This window comes from Acidovorax sp. JMULE5 (assembly GCF_013376875.1).
In the GTDB taxonomy this organism is placed as follows: domain Bacteria; phylum Pseudomonadota; class Gammaproteobacteria; order Burkholderiales; family Burkholderiaceae_C; genus Acidovorax; species Acidovorax facilis.
Map to the genome: position 1 here is coordinate 782,740 of NZ_CP035951.1, position 17,659 is coordinate 800,398.

The following is a 17,659-nucleotide window of genomic DNA, read 5'->3' on the forward strand; positions in this document are numbered from 1 at the left end:
ATTATTCCGCGCTCGCAATCGTTGCAGTCGCTGTGAATCAGCGCGAAGGGTCTGCCTTGCTGGCGGCCTGCCGTGCAGGCTGCGAGGCCGTGCCGGCTGCCCCCTGGACTCCGGGCTTAACAGGCTGCTGGGCCAGGTTCAGCAGCGGCTTGCAATGGGTGTCGTCGTCTGCTGCCGGCACGGTGATGGGCACCAGGGCCAGCGCGGCGGGGGCCACCACGGCAGCCACCACCGCCGCGCCTGCGCGCAGCAGCAGCGGTCCGGCCTCGACGCCCACATCCGGGTTGCCAAACGTGCCCCTCACATACAGGGGTGAACGCAGCGAAAAGAACTTCCATTGCAAGGATTCGGGTTTGATGCGCAGGTCCAGTGCCTCGGTGCCCAGGTCGATGGTGCCCGTGGCCTCCACCACAGCATCGTCGGTACTCATTTTCACGACGCGGGCGGTTGCCAAGCCATCCACCACCATGAAGTCGGCCACCGCACAGCGCAGGTGCACTTCCTTGTTTTCGCCAAAGAGCTTGCCCACGACGATGCTGCCCACGTTGAGCGCGGCCAGGTCCAGCATCTGCTTGCTCAGCGTGCCCTCGCGCACATACAGGCGCATCTCGCCCGTGCCGTGGCCCAGCAGTACGGCCATGCTGTTGCCGGTGCTCTCCAGGGCAATGGCTCCGTCCATGCGGCCAAAACTTTTCTTCATGAGCTGCACCTTGGGGAACAGGGCCGACAACTGCAGTCCCTGCACGGTGCCGCGTATCTGGGCCTTGAGGGGGGCGCTGCGGCCATCGATGGTGACCTGCGATTCGATCTTGCCTTCTGCCACGCCAAACGTGAGGGGCGCCAGTCTGAGCTGCGCGTTTTCCATTACGGCGCGTGTGCTCAGGTCCTGCAGCGGCAGGCTCTCGGGGCGGATGATGTGGCGGCCCTTGAACACGATGTCCATGTCCATGGCATTCCACCGCTCGGCCGCAAATTGCGAATCCGGCAGCACCTTGCCACCCTGGCTGCGGGTGCGTTGCGTGTTGCCGGACACGCGGGTGCCCAGCGTCGGCCCCAGGTCTGCCAGGCGCAGCTGGTTCGATGTCATGGTGCCGGTGAGCCGGGGGCGCGGTTTGCCCGAGGTGTATTTCAGCGACCCCTGCAGATCACTCTGACCCACCTTGCCGCGAAAATCGTTGTACTCCCACACCGCGCGTTCGGGTTCCAGGCTCCCGGTCAGCCGTCCGCGCGTTTCAAACGCCGGGGTGTTGGGCAGCACCAGCCCGGTCAGGTCGTACAGATCGGCCATGCTGCCGCCCTGGAGGAACACCTGAAAATCCAGCCCCGAGAGCTCCCCGGGGTTGGCCAGCACCCCTTCAGCCGACAGTGCCACGCTGCCCGCGCTGGCATCAATCTGCAGCGGATAGTTCACCACCTTGTTGCGCAGGCTGATGACCTGGCCCGCGCGCCCCTGTCCCTTGATCTGGGCCTTGGCATAGCGGCCTTGCAGTTCAAAGCGCAGGCCATAGGGCATCGCCCCCTGGGAGGATGTGCCGGGGGCCGCGACAGCTGCAGTCGGTGCTGTGCCACTGGCGGCGCTGGTGGAAGCCTTGGCGGCCGGGCTGCCGGGTGGGCTGGGGGGGGCAATGGGCTCCGTTGTGTCAATGCGCGCCTGCAGGTCCAGGTCTTTCATGCCATCGGCATAGGCCAACACGCCCTGCTTGAGCACGAGCCGGTCTACATCGAAGCTCCACCCGCTCCTGGGGCCGTCCTTGCGCTCAAAGGTCCAGTTGTTGGTGCCATCGGCGGTGCGGGCCAGCGCCACCTGGGGGCTGGTGAGTGCCACGGTGTCGATCGACAGATGCCGCCCCAGCAGCGGCAGCAGGCGCACCGTGGCGGTGGCGCTGCCGATGCGGGCCATGGCGGGCGCTTCCGGCAGATCGGCGTTGTCCTTGGGAGGCGTTTTGCCATCGGCACGCTGGAAGGGGGGGATGAACCCCGCCGGCTGGTCCATCACCAGGCGCTCGGCCTGGACGGTGACGCCAGGTATCCATCGTCGCCATCCTTCCTCCAGGGGTTGGGGCCAGTGCCAGGCTGCCGACAATTCGCCCTCAATCGCAAAGTGCCTGCCCGTGGCTTCGCTGACTTTTTCGTTGACCCAGGGTTTTGCACGGTTCCAGTCGATCACGGCCAGCAAGGCGCCGAGCAGCACCAGCAGCGCGGCCACTACACCCAGGGCCACCAGCAACCACCGTGCTACACGTCGACCAACCCCCGAGGCGGGTGCGGGGTGGCCGGTGGACGCGGCAGGGCGGGGAAGATCGGCAGAAGGCGTGGTAGGTGACGGCATGAAGGGTGTATGGGTTATGGCCGCATGCCGCAGAACAGCCATGCTGCACGGGACAGGGGGGCCTCGTTTGCTCATGCGGCACCGAGCCTCCTGGGTTCATGCTAGCCCGCATTGGCGCGCCCAGTGGCAGTGCAGGCGCAACTGCCGCCCTTGTCCTACAGGCGGAAAACGGTGCTGCCGCGCCCTAAAATCCGCGCACCATGCACAACCCCCACCACCCCCACGCCCCGCCCATGCGCGATGGCGTGGGCCCCAGCTGCGTGGTGCTGCCCAGCCAGGGGCAGGGCAGCATGCTGGACTTTCTGGCGCAGCGTCTGCCCGTCGTGACCCGCGACGAATGGCTGCAGCGTATGCAGGCGGGGGATGTGGTGGACGAACGCGGGGAGCCCGTGTCGCCCGGGCGGCCGTTTGAAGGCAGCTTGCGCGTGTACTACTACCGCAGCCTGCCCGCAGAGCCCGCACTGCCTTTCACAGAAACGGTGCTGTACCAGGACGAGCACCTCGTGGTGGCCGACAAGCCTCATTTCATGCCCGTGACACCTTCGGGCCGTTATCTGCACAACACACTGCTGGTGCGCCTCAAGCGCCAGCTGGGGTTGCCTGAACTGTCGCCCCTGCACCGCATCGACCGGGACACGGCGGGGCTGGTGCTGCTGTCGGTGCAGCAGCGCACACGCGGGGCCTACCAGGCGCTGTTCCGTGACAAGCAGATCACCAAACACTACGACGCGATTGCGCCGTGGCGCGAAGACCTCGCGTTCCCGCGCGAACACATGAGCCGCCTGGAGGAAAGCCCTCAGTTCTTTCGCATGCAGGAAGTGCCCGGCGAGCCCAACAGCCACACGCAGATGCAGATGCTGGAGGTGGCAAGGTCTGGCGCCTGGGCCCGGTACCGCCTCATGCCGATCACCGGCAAACGGCACCAACTGCGCGTACACATGGCCGCGTTGGGCCTGCCCCTGCGCAACGACCCGTTCTATCCGGTGGTCAACGATCCTCCCGAAGGAGACTACTCGCGCCCTCTGCAACTGCTGGCGCGGTCTCTGGAGTTTGTAGACCCGGTGTTGGGTGTGCCGCGGATGTTTGAGAGCAGGCAGCGGCTGAGTTTGGAGGATTAGGGTTTACCACTAGTAACCGTTATTTGCTCGTTGAGGGCGGGGTGGCCCTCATGAAAGCATGGCATTGCTTTGGGTTTTGTTTTTACACACAGATAAGGTAACTTGGTTACCTGTTCTGGGCAGAGGGCCCGGAAACTGCAGAAGAAAACAACAATGAGCCCCACCACCACACACCGTTCCGTCGCGTTCAAGCTGTCGCTTGCGGCGTTACTCAGCCTGCTGCTTGTGCTGCTCATCACCATGGGTATCGTCAGCGCCTTGCTCTGGCAAAACTTTGGGCGGCTATCGCGCGGCGATGCCCAGCAATACGCAGCCCAGTTGCGCACCTTGGTGCAGACGTTTGACGAAACCGCGCAAGAGCAGGCCAAACGCGACTTCACCCTGTTCAAGGCCAATTTTCCGGGCAATTTTTCGCTCAGCGAGGCGCCGGGGGCTGACGGTAAGCCCGAGGCCACGCTCGCATTTCAGGGGGTGCCGATCAATGGCGACTTTGAGGTGGTGGATCGGTTTTCCAAAGACAGCATGGGTGCCGTCGCCACCATCTTCGCGCGCACGGGCGACGACTTCATCCGTGTGACCACTTCGCTCAAGAAGCAGGACGGAGACCGCGCCTACAAGACCCTTCTGGACCGCAAGCACCCCGCCTACGAACTGATGAACGAAGGCAAAACCTTCATCGGCCGCGCCAATCTGTTTGGCCGGGAGTACATGACGGTGTATGAACCCCTCCGCGAAGGCAACCGCACCATCGGCATCCTGTTCATCGGTTCGGACATCGGCCCCATTCTGGGCAAGCTCAACACCGTGATGGCGAGCCAGAAGCTGTTTGCCACGGGCGCTGTCTACGCGGTCAATATTTCAGCAGGCCCTGCACGGGGCAACGTTTTTGGTTTGACGGGCGCCAATGCAGCGCTCAAGGTCGATGAGAAAGTGGACGAGGCCAAGGCCTGGCTTGCTTCACTGTCGGGTATCGAGCAAACCGGCGATTTTGAATCGAGTTGGTCGCCGCGCCGCAGTGGCGACGGTGACACCGCCGCGCGTTATGTGGCGGTGGAGCGCTACAAGCCCTGGAACTGGGCCATAGTGGCCGAGGCGCCGGAGTCTGAAATGATGGGCGAGGCCCGCAGCGTGCTCACCTGGCTGTGGCTGGGTGTGCTGGTGGCGCTGGCACTGCTGACCGTGGTACTGGTGGTGGCCACACGCCGCCTGGTCGGTGCGCCCGTGCAGCAGCTGAGCACCGCGCTGGGTTACCTGGCGCAGGGCGACCTGACCCACGCAGTCACCCTGAAATCCCGCGACGAAATCGGCAGCCTGGCCCAGGCCATGGAGGGCTTTCGTGTCCGCTTGGTAGAAAGCCTGAGCACCGTGCGCACCAGTGCCGAAAGCGTGTCGTCAGCCAGCACCGAAATCGCCCAAGGCAACCAGGACCTGTCGGGCCGCACCGAAAGCCAGGCCAGCTCGCTGGAAGAAACGGCGGCCAGCATGGAGCAGCTGGGTGCCACCATCCGACACAACGCCGACAGCGCCAGCCAGGCCAACCAGCTGGCCGTGGGCGCCAGCCGCGTGGCCGCCCAAGGCGGTGAAGTGGTGTCCAAGGTGGTCAGCACCATGCAGGACATCAACACCAGCAGCCAGAAGATTGCCGACATCATTGGCGTCATCGACGGCATTGCTTTCCAGACCAACATCCTGGCCCTGAACGCTGCGGTTGAAGCCGCTCGTGCTGGCGAGCAAGGCAGGGGTTTTGCCGTGGTGGCTGCTGAAGTGCGCAACCTGGCTCAGCGCACCGCCGCCGAGGCCAAGGCCATCAAAGAACTGATCGGCGCCAGCAGCGCCATGGTGCAGCAGGGCTCGGTGCTGGCCGATCAGGCGGGCACCACAATGCAGGAAGTCGTGAGCTCCATCCAGCGCGTGGCCGACATGGTCTCTGAAATCAGCGCTGCCAGCAGCGAGCAGACCGCCGGTGTGGGCCAGGTGGGAGAGGCAGTGACGCAACTGGACCAGACTACTCAGCAGAATGCCGCCCTGGTGGAAGAAATGGCTGCTGCGGCCAGCAGCCTGCAGACGCAGGCGCACCAGATGGTGTCTGCCATTGCGCAGTTCAATCTGGGTGGCGCCAGTGCCAGCACCGGTTTGCCAACCCGGGCGCGTGGGGGCTTCCGCAACCCGGCAATCTCCGGCTGAACGCCCGCACACTCGCGGGCGCTAGCGGAGCTTCGCTATGGCAGGATCAGCGAAACGGAATGGGCTTGCCCTTGGCAGGCGCGCTTTTTGGAAGCCGTGAATTGAAGAATTCAGCCAATGCCCGCTGGGTGTCGGGATGCAGCCGCCATGCGGTCCAGCCCAGGCCGATACTGCGCAGGTACACGGTGACGTGCGCGTCTTCCAGCGGGTACTGGATGGCGAGCGTGGGGTTGTCCTGCGACATCACCGGGACCCCGCTCCCATTGCCGTCCTGGGGAGCCGGGGTGACTTCAGGCGTCATCTGCGAGCGCAACATGGCCAACTCACGAATCAGATTTTCGATCTCTGGCGCTGTGAGCGTTTTGTTGATTGCCAGGGTGGCCTGCGTGCGGTCGTCGCTCAGTTGCATGGGGCTTTTCCTTCTTTCGCGGGTAGTTGTGAAGGCTCCATTGTGCTGCCTTCGGTCTGCATCCCGCCGAAGGGGCGCAAACACGGGACGCAAGCCTCTGGCCAAACCCGTTTCGGGCGCGCCGCCGCGTGGCTACAATACGGCTGCTGATGAAACTCTGGCGCGGCATCTGCCAACCCGGTGTTTTCACAGGCCTCACTGAAATACCGTTGTCCATCAACGGCTTACAGAAGGCGGGTGTAGTTCAATGGTAGAACGGCAGCTTCCCAAGCTTCATACGAGGGTTCGATTCCCTTCACCCGCTCCAGCCCCCTTCGGCTGATCATCTCCCCCCCGTCCTTGCCTTTGCTGTTGTTTTGACCGCGCATGCTGCACGGATGACGGCATGGGCGCGCGCCCATCCAGTAGGGCATGTCAAGCCATTTGCTGACGCCACGCGGCCGCCACCCACGCCACCATTCTGGAACGACCTCCTTTGGAGGGGCACTATCGTGTGAGGAAATGAATGGCTTCCAAAGACAAGGACTCAGCACAGAAACCCGCCGCCAGCAAGAAGCCAAGCACGGCGCAGGAAGGCAAGGACGCCAAGGCACAACGCGAGCTGGGCATCGTCGGGCCACATGGCGACATGCGGCTGGCCTCGGTCATCATCGAAGGCTATAGCCTCGAGTTGAGCGACGGCGAAGGCTATGTGGGGGATGTCGCCAGCCGCACGGCCTTTCGCCACATGCTCGATGCCTGGCGCAAGCTTTATGCATCCATGGAGGGCAAGGACCCTATGGGCACCAAGCCCACGCGCGAACTCAGCAAACACAAGCTGGATGCGTTGCTGGAGAAAGACGGCGTGGCCGCCCAAGCCATCGAAGCCGCGTCGGAAGACTACGCGATGCAGCTGGCGCACGTGGTGCAGCGATTTCTGAAACACAAGACCTGGCGCGGCGTGGAGCGCATCATCATCGGCGGGGGCTTTCACCAGAGCGAGGTGGGTGGCCGCGCCATCGATTGCACCCGCAAGATCCTCAAGGCCGAAAAGGTGCCCGTGGAGCTGCGCACGCTGCGCCACCATGCGGACGAGGGCGGCCTGATTGGCTGGGTGCACCTGGCGCCCCCCGCGCTGCTGCAAAGCTACGACGCCATCCTGGCGGTGGACATTGGCGGCACCAATGTGCGCTGCGGAATCGTGCAAACCCATTTGCACCGCGCCCCCGATCTTTCGCTGGCTGAGGTGGTGCGCCGCGAGAAATGGGCTCATGCCAACGACGAACCCCGGCGCGACGAACTGGTCGAAGGCATCGCCACGCTGCTCGAAGGCCTGATTGCTTATGCCGAGAAAAAGAAGATCCGCCTGGCGCCCTACATCGGCGTGGCCTGTCCGGGGCTCATCGTGGAAGACGGCTCGCTGGCCGGTGGCACGCAGAACCTTCCGGGCAACTGGGAGAGCACCCGCTTTCACCTTCCGCGCGACCTGTGCGAGCGGCTACCGCACATTGGCGATGGCCGCACCCAGGTGTGCCTGCACAACGATGCAGTGGTGCAGGGCCTGTCTGAAATGCCCTTCATGCAGGACGTGAAGCGCTGGGCGGTGCTGACGGTGGGCACGGGGCTGGGCAACGCGAGCTACACCAACCGTCAGCCGCCAGAATTTGAATGATTTTGGCTGCTAGCGCTTATTGGTAAAGCGCTAGCGGCTATAAAATAAGTAGCATTTTGTGGGGCTGCTTATTTCTGAATGTCCCCCAGGCACAGGTACTTGATCTCCACATAGTCGTCCATGCCGTAGTGCGAGCCCTCACGGCCCAGGCCCGACTGCTTGACGCCGCCAAACGGCACATGCTCGGTGGCCAGAATGCCCACGTTGGCGCCCACCATGCCGTATTCCAGCGCCTCGGTCACGCGGAAGATGCGGCCCACGTCGCGGCTGTAGAAGTAGCTGGCCAGGCCGAACTCGGTGTTGTTGGCCGCGTCAATCGCTTCCTGCTCGGTCTTGAACTTGAACACGGGGGCGAAGGGCCCAAAGGTTTCCTCGCGCGCGCACAGCATGTCGGCCGTGGCGTTGGCGACCACCGTGGGTTCGAAGAACTGGCCCGAGCCGAGGCTTTTGAGGCGTTGGCCCCCAGCAACCACCTGGCCGCCCTTGGCCAGTGCGTCGTCCACATGGCGCTGCACTTTCTCCAATGCCGCTTCCTCGATCAGCGGGCCCTGGTTCACGCCATCCTCAAAGCCGTTGCCCACCTTGGCCGTTTTGACCTTGGCGGCGAACTTCTTCACAAACTCGTCGTACACGCCTTCCTGCACGTAAAAGCGGTTGGTGCACACACAGGTCTGGCCCGCGTTGCGGTACTTGCTGGCAAAGGCGCCTTCCACGGCGCTGTCGATATCGGCGTCGTCAAACACGATGAAGGGCGCGTTGCCGCCCAGCTCCAGCGACATTTTCTTGACCGTGGGGGCGGACTGCGCCATCAGGATGCGGCCCACTTCGGTGGAGCCCGTGAAGCTGATGTGGCGCACCACGTCGCTCGCGCACAGCACCTTGCCGATGGCGATGGAGTTGTCGCTGTCGGCGGGCAGGATGTTGAACACGCCGGCCGGGATGCCTGCACGCAGGGCCAGCTCGGCGGCGGCCAGGGCGGTGAGCGGCGTCAGCTCGGCCGGTTTGATGACCACGGGGCAGCCTGCGGCCAGCGCGGGCGCGACCTTGCGCGTGATCATGGCCAGCGGGAAGTTCCACGGCGTGATGGCGGCGCACACGCCGATGGGCTGCTTGAGGACCAGCAGGCGGCGGCTGTTGTCAAACTGCGGCAGCGTTTCGCCATTGATGCGCTTGGCCTCTTCGGCAAACCACTCCACAAAACTTGCACCGTAGGCCACTTCGCCCTTGGCTTCGGCCAGCGGTTTGCCTTGTTCGGCCGTCATGATGCGGCCCAGGTCGTCCTGATTGGCCATGAGCAGGTCAAACCACTTGCGCAGGATGATGCTGCGCTCCTTGGCGGTCTTGGTCTTCCAGGGGCCCCAGGCGGCGTTGGCGGCGGCAATCGCGGCCTCGGCGTCGGCCGGGCCCAGGTTGGCCACATCGGCCAGCTTGAGGCCCGTGGCCGGGTCGTTCACATCAAAGCGGCTGCTACCTGCCACCCACTGGCCGTTGATGAGGCCGTCGGTTTTGAGCAGGCTGGGGTCGTTGAGCTGGGCGAGGGGGGAGGTCTTCATGTCCATGGGATGGTCCTTGAGAAAGGGGGCTAAACGTGGGCAGATCGAGGTTCACGCACGAAGCGGCAGCGGTCATTGTCAGCCGCCTGGGCGACGGCCGCATGTCGCCGATGTGAACTCCCGGGCGGCAAGGGGCATATCAAGCACGGCGACCGCGCAGCCACTCCAGCGCCAGCAGCAAGCTGGTGGTGAACAGGATGAGCAGCGTGGCCACCGCGGCGATGGTGGGCGAGATGTTCTCGCGGATGCCGTTGAACATCTGGCGCGGCAGTGTGGACTGGTCGGCACCGGCCAGGAACAGCGTGACCACCACCTCATCGAACGAGGTAGCAAACGCAAACAGTGCGCCGGAGATCACGCCCGGTGCGATCACGGGCAGCGTGACGCGAAAGAAAGTGTTGAACGGCGTCTCACCCAGGCTCAGCGAGGCGCGCACGAGGTTGTGGTTGAAGCCTGCCAGAGTCGCCAGCACGGTGGTCAGCACAAAAGGTGCGCCCAGGGCGGCGTGCACGATGATGAGGCCGAAGTAGCTGTCGGCCAGCCCCAGCGGCGCAAAGTACAGGTAGGTGGCCACACCCACCACGATGATCGGCACCACCATGGGCGCGATCAGGATGCTCATGAGCAGGCCCTTGAAGCGGAAATCTGCCCGTGACAGCCCCACCGCCGCCAGCGTGCCCAATGCCGTGGCGATGACGGTGGCCGCGGGCGCCACGATGAAGCTATTGCGCGTGGCGCGCGCCCATTCGGCCGACTCGAACAGATTGCGGTACCACTTGAGCGACCAGCCGGGGATGGGGTAGGCCAGGAACGAACTGTCGGAGAACGATAGCGGCACCATCACCAGGATGGGCGCCAGCAAAAAGATCAGCACGGCCACACACAGGGCGCGCACCGCCCACCAGCCGAGCTTGTCGGCCAATGTGGCGTAGAGGGGGAATTGGGGGAGAAGATGGCGCATGGTGACTGTCTTTTGAAGTGGCTAGCCCAAGCTCAGCTCTGCCTTGCCAATGCGGCGGTACACGCCATAGAGCAGCAGCGTGGCGGCCAGCAGCAGGGCACCCAGCGCGCAGGCCATGCCCCAGTTCACCTCCACATTGGTGTAGCGGGCGATGTAATAGCTCAGCATCTGGTCGTCGGCGCCGCCCAGCAGTGCGGGCGTGACGTAGTAGCCGATGGCGAGGATGAACACCAGCAGTGCACCCGCGCCCACACCCGGGTAGGTCTGCGGCACGTACACCCGAAAGAACGCGGCGATGGGCGAGCTGCCCAGCGACACCGCTGCGCGAAGGTAGGTGGGAGGCACGCTTTTCATCACGCTGTACAGCGGCAGCACCATGAACGGCAGCAGGATGTGCACCATGGCAATCACCACGCCCGTGCGGTTGAACAGCAGGGGCAACGGTTCTGCAATCGCGCCCAGGCCCATCAACCCCCGGTTTACCAGGCCTTCGGACTGCAGCAGCACGATCCATGCGGCCACGCGCACCAGGATCGATGTCCAGAACGGCACCAGCACCAGAATCATCAGCACATTGGCCTGGCGCGCGGGCAGCGAGGCCAGCCACCAGGCCAGCGGGTAGCCCAGCAGCAGGCACAGCACCGTAACCACAAAGCTGATGTGAAAGGTGCGCAGCAAGATGCCGCCAAACGCGCGCTGTTCCTCGGGCATGCGCTCGACCTGGCCGAGTGCATCGCGTTGCAGATCCACCGAAGCGAGCAGGTAGTCGGGCGTCCAGCGTGCGCCATTTTTGGCGATGGCCTGCCAGAAAGGCGCTTCGCCCCAGCGTGCGTCCTTGGCCAGCAGCTGGTCGCGAATGAATTCGGGCGTGCCCTGCATGGGCAGGGCGCGGAAGGCGCCCATCACCATGGAGCGCGCGCCGGGCACCTCGGAATTGAGCCTGCGCGCCAGGGCCCCGGCGTCGGAGCTGTCGGGCAGGCGGGCCAGGTCTTTCATGAGGGCTGCATAGGCTGCCGGGCCTGGCGCCTCATGGCGGTCCCAGCCGTGCAGCGCTTCGATGGTGTCAGGCAGCGTGTTGGCGACCTCGGGGTTCTCCACCCCGCGCTGCAGCAGCGCGGCAATGGGGACCAGCAGTGTGAGCAGCAAGAACACCAGCAGAGGCAGGGTCAGGGCAAAGGCCCGCCACTTGCGCCGTGCTTCGGCGCGCGATAGTGCCTTGCGCAGCGCGCCGGGTGGCTGGGTGTCCAGCGCAAGGGCGGCGGGGGCGATGGCAGAAGAGGCTTGCATGGTGTCTTGCGCTCCGAGGGTGCGGGTTACTTACTGGGTGGCCCAGGCGGCAAAGCGTTTTTCCAGCGCCTCGCCCTGGTCGGCCCAGAAGCTCACGCCGAACTGAATGGCATCCTTGGCGTTGGTGGCCGATGTGGGCAGGTCGTCCAGCACCTTCTTGTCCAGCTTGGCCAGGGCCGTGGTGTTGGCAGGGCCATAGGCAATGTTCTGCGCGTAAGCAGCCTGGTTGGCCGTCTGCATGGTGTAAGCAATGAACTTCACCGCCGCGTCCTTGTTGGGCGTGCCCTTGGGGATGGCCCAGTAGTCCAGGTCATAGATGCCACCAGGCCAGTAGATCTTGAGGTTGCGGCCTTCGCGGTTGGCAGCGTCAATGCGGCCGTTGTAGACGGTGGTCAGCGCCACGTCGCCCGCCACCAGGAACTGCGGCGCCTGGGCACCGGCTTCCCACCATTGAATGTTGGGCTTGAGTTCGGTCAGCTTCTTGAAGGCACGGTCGGCGCCGTCCTTGGTGGCCAGCACCTTGTACACGTCGGCGGGCTTCACGCCATCGGCCATCAGCGCGAATTCGAGGTTGTAGCGCGCACCCTTGCGCATGCCGCGCTTGCCGGGGATCTTCTTGGTGTCCCAGAAGTCGGCCCAGCTGGTGGGGGCCGTCTTGAGCTTGTCGCCGTTGTAGGCCATCACGGTGGACCACACGAAGATACCCACCGCGCATTCATGCACAGCGGCCGGCAGCAGGTCGCTCTTGCTCACGATCTTGCTGTAGTCGAGCTTTTCATACAGGCCCTCGTCGCAGCCACGCGCTGCGTCGGGCGACTCGACTTCCACCACGTCCCAGGTCACTTTCTTGGCCTCGACCATGGCCTTGACCTTGGCCTGCTCGCCGTTGTATTCCACGGCCACGATCTTGTTGCCCAGCTTTTCGTAGGGCTCGTAGAACGCTTTTTTCTGCGCGTTGGCGTTGGCGCCACCGAAGTTCACAACATTGAGTTGCTGCTGCGCGAAGCTGGGCAGTGCAAAACAGGCGGCCAGGGTGGCGCAGGCGATGAGGCTCTTTTTCATGGGGAGTTTTTCCTTTGGGTTGTGGAGGAACAGGGAGCGGGGAAATGGGTAATAGAAACAGGCGCAGGAGCAGGAAACAGGGTTGGACTCGGCAGGGGTCAGACCGCGTAGATGCGCGTGGAGGCCGGTGGAAACTCCAGCAGGACGGCATCGCCCGGCTGCGGGTGGGGGCTGCCGTCCGACGATGTCAGGGCCAGTTTCACGGTGGCCGGCTCCTGGCCATGTCCGAGGTCGCACATCAGGCGCAGGTGGTCGCCGTAGTAAATGGCGCGTGCCACCGTGGCCGGAATCGCCGAGCTTTTCGGGTATTCCGAATGGGGGTGCAGCACGATGCGTTCAGGCCGCACGCAGGCGTGCACGGTCGAACCCCGGGGCGCCTGGTTCACGTTGACGCCGGTGAGCAGGTGGCCGCCGGGCAGCTGGATGGCTGACTCGTCGCCCGCGCCTTGCAGCGTGCCCGCCAGCACGGTGTTGTCGCCCACAAAGCCCGCCACAAAGCGGTTGGATGGCGCCTCGTAAAGCGTTTCCACATCGGCCAGTTGCTGGATGACGCCTTCGTTGAAAACGGCGACGCGGTCGCTCATGGTCAGGGCTTCGCCCTGGTCGTGCGTTACGTAGACAAAGGTCACGCCTAGCTGGTGGTGCAGCTCCTTCAGCTCGATCTGCATGTGTTCGCGCAGCTGCTTGTCCAGCGCGCCCAGGGGCTCGTCCATCAGCACCAGCTGGGGGTTGAACACCAGCGCCCGCGCCAAGGCCACGCGCTGCTGTTGTCCGCCCGACAGGCGCGCAGGCAGGCGGTCGGCCATGCCGGTCAGGCGCACCATGTCCAGGGCTTTCTTCACACGCTCGGCCTGCTCGGCCTTGGGCACCTTGCGCACGGTGAGCGGGTAAGCCACGTTCTGCCCCACGGTGAGGTGCGGGAACAGCGCGTAGTTCTGGAACACCATTCCAAAGTTGCGCTTGTGCGGCGGCGTGCCGGTGATCTGCTTGCCGTCGAGCAGGATGTCGCCCGCCGTTGGGGACTCAAACCCCGCCAGCATCATCAGCGTGGTGGTCTTGCCCGAGCCCGAGGGGCCGAGCAGGCTCAGAAACTCGCCGCGCTGGATGTCCAGGTCCAGCGAGCGCACCACGAGTTGTTCACCGTCGTACGTCTTTTGCACGCCGCTGAAGCGGACCAGGGGTTCTGCTGTTTGGCTCATGGTTGGGGGCACCTTGTAAGCAGAGTGAAGCGCGGGCCGCATGTCAGCCCAGCGCGGCAAAGCTGTCGGCCAGGATGGCCAGACCTTCGTCGAGCAGCTCGTTGGAGGCGGTGAGTGGAACCAGAATGCGGATCACGTTGCCGTAAGTGCCGCACGACAGCAGAATGAGCCCGCGCTTGGCGGCTTCGGCAACCACCTTCTTGGTCAGCGCGGCGTCGGGCCGGTGCACGTCGCCGTCTTCAAACAGCTCGATTGCCACCATCGCGCCCAGGCCGCGCACGTCGCCGATGGCAGCGACTTTGGCGGCCATTTCCTTCAGGGCACGGACCAGCCGCGCGCCCATGTCCTGGCTGCGAGCGAGCAGTTTTTCTTTTTCAAAAGCGTCGATCACGGCTAGCGCAGCGGCGCAGGCCACGGGGCTGCCCGCATAGGTGCCACCCAGGCCACCGGCCGCAGGGGCGTCGATGACGTCGGCACGGCCCACCACGCCCGACAAGGGGAAGCCGCCTGCCAGTGATTTGGCAGTGGTGATGAGGTCGGGTGCCACGGGCCATTGCTCGCATGCAAACCAGGTGCCGGTGCGGCCAGCGCCGGTCTGCACTTCGTCAGCGATCAGCAGGATGCCGTAGCGGTCTGCCAGGGCCTTGAGGCCGGTGACGAATTCGGGTGGCGCCACGTAGAAGCCGCCTTCGCCCTGCACGGGCTCAAGGATGAAGGCTGCCACACGCTCGGGCTCGATGTCGTTCTTGAAGATCAGCTCCACCGAATGAAGGGCCTGCTCCACGCTGACGCCATGCAGCGCGTTGGGGAACAGGGCGTGGTACATCTCGCCAGGGAAGGGGCCGAACCCGATCTTGTAAGGCGCGACCTTGCCGGTAAGGCCCAGCGTGAGGTTGGTGCGGCCGTGGTAGCCGCCCGTGAAGGCGATCACGCCGGGGCGTTTGGTGTAGGCGCGGGCGATCTTGATGGCGTTTTCCACGGCCTCGGCGCCCGTGGTGAGCAGCAGGCTCTTCTTAGCAAACGCGCCGGGGGCCAGGGTGTTCAGGCGCTCGCACACTTCCACGTAGGGCTCGTACGCCACCACCTGGAAGCAGGTGTGGGTGTACAGCTCCAGCTGGGCTTTGACTGCAGCGATCACTCCGGCGTGCAGGTGGCCGGTGTTGAGCACGGCGATGCCACCGGCAAAGTCGATGAAGCGGCGGCCCTCCACATCCCACAGCTCGGCGTTAAGCGCCTTCTGGACGAAGAGTTCATGGGCCTGACCCACGCCCCGGGCCACAGCGCCATGGCGGCGGGTAAGGAGGGCGGCGTTGGTGAAGTGGCGGTCTTGCTGCATGGCGGTGGGCGGGTGGGTTGAACACGAAATGAAGGAATGGGCGAATTCTGGAATTCGCGCCACGGCCCGTCCATGTACACCGGCATGCTGTTTTGCGCGCACTGTGCAGGTCCTCCATCCTGTACAGGCAATCCCTGATTTGGTGTGCGCCAACACGGTGCACAATGCAGCCCCTTTTGCGTAGCCGTAGTGCAATCCCCCACGCTGATCTGCAGGAAAACCGGGCACTCGGGGGATTGAGGGGTTTGTATCGGAATGCAGCGGCGGGCCGCTTGCCAACTTCCAAAACGGTGCGTAAGAACCTGTTCAAAATCTTTTCAGGGATCGCATTGGAGTGCAATCGGGATGAGTGGATGCTTCGGATGCGCCGCATGGGCTCATGCCCATGCAAGCAGCCGGGGCGTCCAATCGCCCGATTTCACTCCAACCCATCGGGCAAGTGCCTTGCCGGGCGGTCTGCGGCGTTGCGGCGCTTGCTGATAGCCAAGCTATCAACTGCGCACCGCGCCTTGCATCCCATCCCGGCAAGGTACTTGTGCGACCCCGAAAAGATCTTGAACAGGTTCTAAGAACAAAAAAGGCCTCGCAGCGTGCTGCGAGGCCTCTGCTGGCCGAAACGAGAACGCTCTGCTACCGGGCGCACACCCCGGTCGTTGCAGCCACTCCTGTCACCACGGTGTTGTTTGTGACCACGCTGTTCGGTGCAATCACGCGCACCACGGTGCTGCCCGCGTGGGGTGTGGGGAAACATGCAATGTTGTTACGCACCACAGCGTTTCCATCGGGGACATCGCCATTCTGGAATTCGGTGTGGCCCACATTGATGGCTGTCTGGAAGGTCGTCTGCGCGTTGATGATGACGTTGCCTTCAATCACGATACCGGGTGCCGACTGCACTGCCATGCCCGTGTTGCCGGCGTTGATGAGTTTGTTGTTGCGCACCACGAAGTTGCGGAACCATTCGGCCGAGTCATACCCCTGCGTGATCGACATCTCCCAGCAGCCATCCGTCGCAGCATCCTGCTCAATCCGGTTGCCCTCAATCAGTACGCCGTCCATCTGGCCGTGGAAGGTCATGTTGCCCCCTTGGCAGATGCCATTGACCACCGAGTTGCGGATGTAGCGGTTGTTGCGCAAGGTGACGTTGGTGCCACTCAGTCCATGGCTGCCCGACAGGTAGGTGCCGTGGTTGAAGCCGCTGCCGCTGAAGTTGTTGGCCTCGATCAGGTTGCCTTCGATCACGCTGTTGCGGAACTGCCCCAGGATGCCCATGCTCCCGTTGTGATGGATGTGGTTATTGCGGATCAACACGTTGTTCACACCGTGGGGAGCGCGTGCCTGCGAGTGGATGGCGATCTGGAAGCCGGATATCTCCACGTTCTCAATCACGATGTCGCGGACATTGCCACTCAGCCAGAAGCCCCAGGCCGAGTTGTTGGAGCCGTGGATCCGCAAATTGCGGAACACGTAGCCGCCGTCGTTGGAGGTGTTGGCGTAACGCCCTCCCAGCTCAAAGGGTGCAATGGCATTGTTGTTGGTGTTGAGGAGGGGGGCGGGCCCTGCGCCATACGCATCGAAAGTGAGGGGCGCGTCTGCGCGGACGTTCATGTTCTCGAACGTGGTGACACCCACCACCCAGGCACCGCCGCGCGCAAAAAGCAGTGCTGTGCCTGCAGGCAGTGTGTTGACATTGATCCCCGTGAGGTTCTGCTTGGGTGCCGCCTGGGTGCCGGGGTTGGAATTGCTCCCTGGCACACAACCGGTGGCGGCGCCCGCCTGGCAGTCCGAGAAGTAGTACGTTACGGAGCCACCGGGCGTCGGTGCTGGCGGAGGCGCCGGTGGAGCAGGCGGTGCCGGAGGCGTTGGCGGTGGGGCGGGCGGGGCGGGTGTTGGGACGGGGCTGCTGACGTAGCACGCCTTTTTCACCTGCCGCAGGGGGTCGCCAAAGGTGGCGTTGTTGCACATCACGTTGTTGGTGAATGCGCGCGCGGCAGTCCAGGTGGTGCCAGCCCCATAGACCACCTTGGCCGTACCGGTAAAGCTGCATTGCTGCCCCTCGACGGCACACAAAGTGTAGCCCGGTGGCGGTGCTGTCAGCACGGGATCGGGCGCAGGAGCTGGCGACGGTGCGCTGGCATAACAAGCCTTTTGCACACCCCACAGGGGGTCGCCAAAGGTTGCGTTGCTGCAACTGACACCGTTGGTGAAACTGCGGGGGCTGGTCCAGGTCGTGCCTGCTCCATAGACCACGTTGGCCGCGCCGCTGAAGCTGCATTTCTGTCCCTCGACGGCGCACGGCTTGTAGCCTGCCGGTGGGGTGTGGGTCGCCTGCGCCAGTGCAGGGCCTGTGGCTGTGCCCAGGCATAGACCCAAGGCAATGGCCCATGGCCTGGGTTGAAAAATCCGTGAAGAGTTGAGTTCAGATGTTCGTGTCAGCATGGGTGTCCCTCGGTGTGTTGGGTATTGGTTTTCAAACCCGATTTGCGGTCACCGATGCCAATCGAGTTGGGGGGCAAGCCTATCGCTGGGGCATGGGTGTGTGCGCATCGCGGCGGCGGAAAAGGGACAGG

General features: G+C 64.1%; 12 protein-coding genes and 1 tRNA gene. 4 read left to right on the forward strand and 9 right to left on the reverse strand.

The features are described from left to right. Positions 1-37: 37 nt before the first annotated feature. Positions 38-2,329 carry an AsmA family protein gene (locus EXV95_RS03600; RefSeq protein ID WP_255484910.1) on the reverse strand — a complete coding sequence of 764 codons (2,292 nt, stop codon included), beginning with the start codon at positions 2,327-2,329 and terminating at the stop codon, positions 38-40. A 200-nt stretch (positions 2,330-2,529) separates the two neighbouring features. Between EXV95_RS03600 and EXV95_RS03605 the strand changes: the two genes are divergently transcribed. After that, positions 2,530-3,447, forward strand: a complete 918-nt coding sequence (locus tag EXV95_RS03605) for a pseudouridine synthase (protein WP_176885839.1) — start codon at positions 2,530-2,532, stop codon at positions 3,445-3,447. Positions 3,448-3,600: 153 nt separating this feature from the next. Continuing rightward, a complete protein-coding gene (locus tag EXV95_RS03610; protein ID WP_176885840.1) occupies positions 3,601-5,631 on the forward strand; it encodes a methyl-accepting chemotaxis protein in 2,031 nt (676 codons plus the stop codon). A 46-nt stretch (positions 5,632-5,677) separates the two neighbouring features. Here EXV95_RS03610 and EXV95_RS03615 read toward each other — a convergent pair whose 3' ends face one another. Continuing rightward, entirely contained in the window at positions 5,678-6,040 is a 363-nt protein-coding gene (locus EXV95_RS03615; RefSeq protein ID WP_176885841.1) for a hypothetical protein, read from the reverse strand. A gap of 233 nt (positions 6,041-6,273) precedes the next feature. Here EXV95_RS03615 and EXV95_RS03620 point away from each other — a divergent pair. After that, positions 6,274-6,347: transfer RNA gene (locus EXV95_RS03620), tRNA-Gly, on the forward strand. A 198-nt stretch (positions 6,348-6,545) separates the two neighbouring features. Next, positions 6,546-7,691: an ROK family protein gene (locus tag EXV95_RS03625; protein WP_176885842.1), complete on the forward strand. Its 1,146-nt coding sequence runs from the start codon at positions 6,546-6,548 to the stop codon at positions 7,689-7,691. Between the two features lie 68 nt (positions 7,692-7,759). Here the strand turns inward: EXV95_RS03625 and EXV95_RS03630 are convergent, their stop codons facing one another. From EXV95_RS03630 to EXV95_RS03660, 7 genes are all read right to left on the reverse strand, one after another. Next, entirely contained in the window at positions 7,760-9,250 is a 1,491-nt protein-coding gene (locus EXV95_RS03630; RefSeq protein WP_304503268.1) for an NAD-dependent succinate-semialdehyde dehydrogenase, read from the reverse strand. A gap of 133 nt (positions 9,251-9,383) precedes the next feature. After that, positions 9,384-10,205, reverse strand: coding sequence for an ABC transporter permease (locus tag EXV95_RS03635; protein ID WP_176885843.1), 822 nt, complete (start codon positions 10,203-10,205; stop codon positions 9,384-9,386). A gap of 21 nt (positions 10,206-10,226) precedes the next feature. Beyond that, a complete protein-coding gene (locus EXV95_RS03640) occupies positions 10,227-11,492 on the reverse strand; it encodes an ABC transporter permease (RefSeq protein ID WP_176885844.1) in 1,266 nt (421 codons plus the stop codon). A 30-nt stretch (positions 11,493-11,522) separates the two neighbouring features. After that, entirely contained in the window at positions 11,523-12,554 is a 1,032-nt protein-coding gene (locus EXV95_RS03645; protein WP_176885845.1) for an ABC transporter substrate-binding protein, read from the reverse strand. 98 nt (positions 12,555-12,652) lie between these two features. Next, a complete protein-coding gene (locus EXV95_RS03650) occupies positions 12,653-13,753 on the reverse strand; it encodes an ABC transporter ATP-binding protein (protein ID WP_176885846.1) in 1,101 nt (366 codons plus the stop codon). Between the two features lie 43 nt (positions 13,754-13,796). Continuing rightward, positions 13,797-15,089, reverse strand: a complete 1,293-nt coding sequence (gene gabT, locus EXV95_RS03655) for a 4-aminobutyrate--2-oxoglutarate transaminase (RefSeq protein ID WP_176885847.1) — start codon at positions 15,087-15,089, stop codon at positions 13,797-13,799. A 630-nt stretch (positions 15,090-15,719) separates the two neighbouring features. After that, positions 15,720-17,528 carry a right-handed parallel beta-helix repeat-containing protein gene (locus EXV95_RS03660; RefSeq protein WP_176885848.1) on the reverse strand — a complete coding sequence of 603 codons (1,809 nt, stop codon included), beginning with the start codon at positions 17,526-17,528 and terminating at the stop codon, positions 15,720-15,722. Positions 17,529-17,659: the final 131 nt, after the last annotated feature.

What these genes read in the sequence shown, in the direction of transcription:
- EXV95_RS03600 (WP_255484910.1), bottom strand. Translation starts at nt 2,329, where the DNA reads ATGCCGTCACCTACCACGCCTTCTGCCGATCTTCCCCGCCCTGCCGCG.
- EXV95_RS03605 (WP_176885839.1), top strand. Translation starts at nt 2,530, where the DNA reads ATGCACAACCCCCACCACCCCCACGCCCCGCCCATGCGCGATGGCGTG.
- EXV95_RS03610 (WP_176885840.1), top strand. Translation starts at nt 3,601, where the DNA reads ATGAGCCCCACCACCACACACCGTTCCGTCGCGTTCAAGCTGTCGCTT.
- EXV95_RS03615 (WP_176885841.1), bottom strand. Translation starts at nt 6,040, where the DNA reads ATGCAACTGAGCGACGACCGCACGCAGGCCACCCTGGCAATCAACAAA.
- EXV95_RS03625 (WP_176885842.1), top strand. Translation starts at nt 6,546, where the DNA reads ATGGCTTCCAAAGACAAGGACTCAGCACAGAAACCCGCCGCCAGCAAG.
- EXV95_RS03630 (WP_304503268.1), bottom strand. Translation starts at nt 9,250, where the DNA reads ATGGACATGAAGACCTCCCCCCTCGCCCAGCTCAACGACCCCAGCCTG.
- EXV95_RS03635 (WP_176885843.1), bottom strand. Translation starts at nt 10,205, where the DNA reads ATGCGCCATCTTCTCCCCCAATTCCCCCTCTACGCCACATTGGCCGAC.
- EXV95_RS03640 (WP_176885844.1), bottom strand. Translation starts at nt 11,492, where the DNA reads ATGCAAGCCTCTTCTGCCATCGCCCCCGCCGCCCTTGCGCTGGACACC.
- EXV95_RS03645 (WP_176885845.1), bottom strand. Translation starts at nt 12,554, where the DNA reads ATGAAAAAGAGCCTCATCGCCTGCGCCACCCTGGCCGCCTGTTTTGCA.
- EXV95_RS03650 (WP_176885846.1), bottom strand. Translation starts at nt 13,753, where the DNA reads ATGAGCCAAACAGCAGAACCCCTGGTCCGCTTCAGCGGCGTGCAAAAG.
- gabT (WP_176885847.1), bottom strand. Translation starts at nt 15,089, where the DNA reads ATGCAGCAAGACCGCCACTTCACCAACGCCGCCCTCCTTACCCGCCGC.
- EXV95_RS03660 (WP_176885848.1), bottom strand. Translation starts at nt 17,528, where the DNA reads ATGCTGACACGAACATCTGAACTCAACTCTTCACGGATTTTTCAACCC.